The 4,277-nt window shown below is 60.4% G+C and carries 6 protein-coding genes; all 6 read right to left on the bottom strand.

Annotated features, from left to right (window positions below):
- Positions 1-172 precede the first annotated feature (172 nt).
- Complete coding sequence (adk, locus tag Q8K05_RS05365; RefSeq protein WP_305245489.1) at positions 173-829, bottom strand: adenylate kinase; 657 nt, start codon at positions 827-829, stop codon at positions 173-175.
- 191 nt (positions 830-1,020) lie between these two features.
- Positions 1,021-1,779 carry a 3-deoxy-manno-octulosonate cytidylyltransferase gene (gene kdsB, locus Q8K05_RS05360; RefSeq protein ID WP_305245488.1) on the bottom strand — a complete coding sequence of 253 codons (759 nt, stop codon included), beginning with the start codon at positions 1,777-1,779 and terminating at the stop codon, positions 1,021-1,023.
- Positions 1,780-1,801: 22 nt separating this feature from the next.
- On the bottom strand, positions 1,802-1,984 hold the full coding sequence (locus tag Q8K05_RS05355; protein WP_305245487.1) for a Trm112 family protein: 183 nt from the start codon (positions 1,982-1,984) through the stop codon (positions 1,802-1,804).
- Positions 1,965-2,996 carry a tetraacyldisaccharide 4'-kinase gene (gene lpxK, locus Q8K05_RS05350; RefSeq protein ID WP_305245486.1) on the bottom strand — a complete coding sequence of 344 codons (1,032 nt, stop codon included), beginning with the start codon at positions 2,994-2,996 and terminating at the stop codon, positions 1,965-1,967. The genes Q8K05_RS05355 and lpxK overlap by 20 nt, the downstream gene beginning before the upstream one ends.
- 48 nt (positions 2,997-3,044) lie before the next feature.
- Positions 3,045-3,476 (bottom strand): biopolymer transporter ExbD, encoded by a 432-nt coding sequence (locus Q8K05_RS05345; protein ID WP_305245485.1) that lies wholly within the window; start codon positions 3,474-3,476, stop codon positions 3,045-3,047.
- A gap of 85 nt (positions 3,477-3,561) precedes the next feature.
- On the bottom strand, positions 3,562-4,167 hold the full coding sequence (locus Q8K05_RS05340) for a MotA/TolQ/ExbB proton channel family protein (RefSeq protein ID WP_305245484.1): 606 nt from the start codon (positions 4,165-4,167) through the stop codon (positions 3,562-3,564).
- Positions 4,168-4,277 lie beyond the last annotated feature (110 nt).

Here is a 4,277-nt window from a genome sequence, read left to right as displayed (position 1 = left end):
AAACCGGACGACCGCCTGCCGGACTCGAACGGCTTGAGTCCGGTGAAGGCGAGGGTGGAACTGATGCTGCATTTGCTTGCTTGAGGTTTTACCTCGTCTGAGAAGAACGTCGCAGGCCATGAGAAAAGCCATCCGGTGGATGGCTTTTCTGTGAGGCGGCGGTACAGCTGGATCAGCTTGAAAGCGCTTTAAAGGCCCTGTCTGTGATTTCGTCCACACCGCCCATGCCGCTGATCGCGCGGTATTTGGGCGCTGCGTCGGGCGCGGTCTTGGCCCAACTGGAATAGTAGTCGACCAGCGGACGGGTTTGGGCGCTGTAAACCTCCAGCCGCTTGCGCACGGTTTCCTCCTTGTCGTCTTCGCGCTGGATCAGGGGCTCCCCGGTCACATCGTCCTTGCCTTCGAGCTTGGGCGGGTTGTATTTGACATGGTACGTGCGGCCCGAGGCGGCGTGCGATCGGCGTCCGCTCATGCGCTCAATGATGGCCTCGAAAGGCACATCGATCTCCAGCACATAGTCGATCTTGACGCCTGCGGCCTTCATGGCATCGGCTTGGGGAATGGTGCGCGGAAAACCATCGAGCAGAAAGCCTTTGGCACAGTCAGGCTGGGCAATGCGTTCCTTCACCAGATTGATGATCAGGTCGTCACTCACTAGCGCGCCGGCGTCCATGACTTTTTTGGCTTCAATGCCCAGAGGCGTTCCTGCCTTGACCGCCGCACGCAGCATGTCACCGGTGGAAATCTGGGGGATGCCGTATTTTTGGCAGATGAAGGTTGCTTGCGTCCCCTTGCCCGCGCCAGGTGCGCCCAACAAAATCAGTCTCATGGATGTCCTCGGATTTTTATTAATTCAGAAAGTCAAGCCGGGAGGTCGGCGGACCGATCACCCCATGGGCCGTCTGACAGACGATTAAATGCTGTCAGCACACAATGCAGGCTGGATGCCTGATATTTTATAAGGATAGCATGCACCCCCTGACAGCAGCTTACACAGCGCCAGGACGTGCCCGTTGCCCGCTACGAAAACAGCTTGCGTGCCCGGCTCAGGTCTTCGGGCGTGTCCACGCCGGGACCCGGTGCCTTGTCGGTGATGTGCACCGCGATCCGGTGGCCGTGCCAGAGGGCGCGCAATTGTTCCAGCGACTCCAGTTGCTCCATTGGGGCCTGCGGCAGGCTTGGAAACTGCCGCAAAAAACCGACACGGTAACCATAAATACCCACATGGCGCAGCGGCTTGGGCAACAAGCTGTCTGCTTCCCACCAGGCCTTGCCTGCAAAGTCGCGTGCAGCGGGGATGGGCGCACGGCTGAAATAGAGCGCGGTTTGGCGCGCATCGAGCACCACCTTGACCACATTGGGATTCAGAAAATCGGCTAATTGGTCAATGGAATGGGCGGCCGTGCTCATGGCGCAGTCCCGGCGTTCATCGAGCAGGTGCGCAACGGCGTCGATCAGTGCGGGGTCTATGAGCGGCTCGTCCCCCTGTACGTTGACCACGATGTCATCGTCCGCCAGGCCGAGCAGCTTGCAGGCTTCAGCAAGGCGGTCACTGCCACTGGGGTGGTCCGCACGGGTCAGTACGGACAAAATGCCGAAGGCACCGCATTTTTCGAGGACCTCGGCGCTGTCCGTCGCCACTACGGTTCGGCTGGCGGCGCTCTGCATGGCGCGTTGCGCTACACGCACGACCATGGGCGCACCGCAGATGTCAGCCAGGGGCTTGTTGGGCAGGCGGGTGGAGGCTAGACGGGCCGGAATCAGTACAGTGAAAGTCATGCAGGAAAGCGCTCAGGACGCATCAAAGCCCAAGCTCTTCATCGGTGAGGGTTCGCGCCTCGTTTTCCAGCAGTACGGGAATCCCGTCCCGGACGGGGTAGGCCAGCCGGGCACTGCGGGAGATGAGCTCCTGCTTTTCGCGGTCATAGGTCAGCGGCCCTTTGGTGACCGGGCAGACCAGCAGTTCAAGTAATTTGGTGTCCATGAGGTAATGGTAATTGAGAAAGCATGGGCGCCAGAAGTGCGTCAAGCGCTGCAAAAAAAGCGGGCTCGGGCGAAAACTCCAGAGGGACGGACAAAAGGTGCAACTGAGCCAGCGCCGGCATGGAAAACAGCTTGACCGCGTCTTTTTCCGTGCACAGCACGGTGTGGCCCGCGCAGGCGGCGAGGTTCTCACCCTCAAAATCATGGTGGTCGGGCAGGGGAATCGTTTTTTCGAGCGTCAAGCCGCGCGCCCTGAGCATGGCAAAAAATACTTCGGGATTCGCGATGCCAGCCAGCGCTACCAAGGGGCGGCCGCGCAGCGCCGTCAACGCGACCCGGCTGCCGTCAGCAGCCGTGGCATGATCGGCCAGTTGCCGACTGGAGGTAAACCCCTCGAACGCGGGTTTTTGACCGGTATGCAGCACCAGATCAAGACCCTGTTGCCTGCGCTCGGGCCAGGGTTCGCGCAAGGGTCCGGCCGGCAGCAGCCAGCCGTTGCCCACGCCGCGGTCGTCAAACACGGCAATTTCAATGTCGCGCTGCAGGGCGTAGTGCTGCAGGCCGTCGTCGCACACCACCACGGCCGTGGCCGGGTACGCAGCCAGCAGCGCGCGCAACGCATCGATGCGCCTGGATGCTACAAAAACAGGAACGCCAGTGGACCGCTTTATAAGGGCTGGCTCATCACCGGATTCATTCACTGGGGTTTCTGGCCTGACTTCGAGGCTCTCATGGCCGGATCGCCCGTAGCCGCGTGAGACGACGCCAACCGGCAATCCTTGTACATGTAAATGCTTGACCAGCGCCATCACCAGCGGTGTTTTGCCTGCGCCGCCAGCCACGACGTTACCAACGACGATCACCGGCACCCCGAAGCGCTCGGACCGGAGAAACCCGTTGCGGTACAAAGTCCGGCGCAGGCGCACAGCCATCCCGTGGATTTTCGCCACAGGCCAGAGCAGGCAGGCGAGCCATCCGCGTGTGAGCCAGGTCTTCAGCAGCAGTTGTTTCACGCGTTGCTTGCCATTTCACAGGTAAGGGCGAAGGAGCGAGCCTGAAGCCTACTTCGCGCCAGCCTGCGCGGTGCTCTGGGTTGCAAAGGTGATTTGCGTCATCCCATGGCGCCGGGCGGCTTCCATGACCGTGATAACCGCCTGGTGCGTGGCGCTGGCATCAGCACTGATGATGATGACGCTGTCTTTGCCGGCCTTGGCGGCTTCAACCAATGCGGCGCCGAGTACCTCAATTCCCCGACCTTCGATCAGGGTCTTGTTGATCATGTAGCGCCCATCGCTGCTCACCGCGACGATGACCTCTTTTGGATAGTCGCGCTGCTGCTCGGCATCTGCCGCCGGCAGTTTGACCTGGAGCTCGGTGAATTTGCTGTAGGTGGTCGACAGCATCAGAAAAATCAGCACCACGAGCAAGACATCAATGAAGGGGATCAGATTGATCTCCGGCTCGGCGCGGGGACTACCACGCTGGAAGTTCATGATGCCTCCGCCGGGCCGCCCCAAGGAGGCATCCGCCCACCTGTGGGGGGCAGCGAGCCGGTTGTGCGAGCGTGGGGGGCCATTGTTACTTGCGCTCTCCGTGCAGCAGTTCCACCAGCTTCAGGGCCTGCAGCTCCATCTCAATCACGCAGCTATCGACGAATGCACGGAAATGACGATAGGCGATCATCGCCGGGATGGCAATGATGAGGCCGAAGCCAGTGTTGTAGAGCGCGATGGAAATGCCATGCGCGAGTTGCTGCGGGTTGTGGCCGACGCCAGTGGCCGAGCCGAAAATCTCGATCATGCCGACGATGGTGCCGAACAGGCCCATCAACGGCGCCATTGAGGCGATGGTGCCGAGACTGGTGAGAAAACGTTCGAGTTCGTGAGCCACGCCGCGACCTGTTTCTTCAACGGCATCCTTCATTACTTCACGGGAACTGTTGTGATTCTTGAGGCCTGCCGCGAGGATGCGCCCCAGTGGTGAATGTACGTTAAGTCGCGCCAGAAACTCCTCTGTGATGCCGGCCCGCTGATATTCGGCAATGGCGCTTTGCAACAGGCCGGGCGGCACGATTTTGGCGCGCCGTAATGCCGTGCTGCGCTCAATGATGAGCGCAACGGCAATGATGGAGGTCAAAAGCAGAAACCAGATCGGCCAACCGGCAGCCTGAATGATTGAAAACACGGGCAGTCCTCCCGGACGCTACTAGCAGGGATAGCACTTTACTACGAACCGGGACAGACCATGTCGCGTCGGCAATGTGGAAAAACAGCGGTTTCCCCCCTGTTGTCTGC

The organism is Polaromonas sp. (genome assembly GCF_030682935.1).
Classification (GTDB): domain Bacteria; phylum Pseudomonadota; class Gammaproteobacteria; order Burkholderiales; family Burkholderiaceae_C; genus Polaromonas.
Note: the sequence above shows the minus strand (reverse complement) of the source record. Positions and strands in the feature narration are given on the sequence as shown.